Consider the following 355-nt stretch of genomic DNA (forward strand, 5'->3'; position numbering starts at 1 on the left):
GAAGGCTTGCGATGCCATGTTGTTGCGCATGCTCGACTCGATTCGCGCCTGAAACGCGGGCCAAATGTGGGAGCGGGCTTGCTCGCGAATGCGGTGCGACAGTCACCCGATGTATTGACTGATCCACCGCTTTCGCGAGCAAGCCCGCTCCCACATTTTTAGTTCTGTGTCTAACCTAACAACCGCGCCAGCTCTTCCCGGCAATACTCCACAAACAACTGCACCGGCTTGGTCAACGGCGCCCGCCGCAACCACACCGCCGACAATCCCGACCCCGTCACCGTCTCCGCCAACGGCACGCACACCAGTTTCTGCCCGTCATAGGAATACGGCGAAAACGGCTTGGTCACCAGGA

1 pseudogene is annotated in these 355 nt (G+C 59.7%); it reads right to left on the minus strand.

The features are described 5' to 3' along the window. Positions 1-170: 170 nt before the first annotated feature. A pseudogene (locus HX869_RS31335) lies at positions 171-355 on the minus strand (LysR family transcriptional regulator); the annotation flags it as partial.

Origin of the sequence: Pseudomonas sp. P7779 (assembly GCF_013386315.1) — a bacterium.
In the GTDB taxonomy this organism is placed as follows: domain Bacteria; phylum Pseudomonadota; class Gammaproteobacteria; order Pseudomonadales; family Pseudomonadaceae; genus Aquipseudomonas.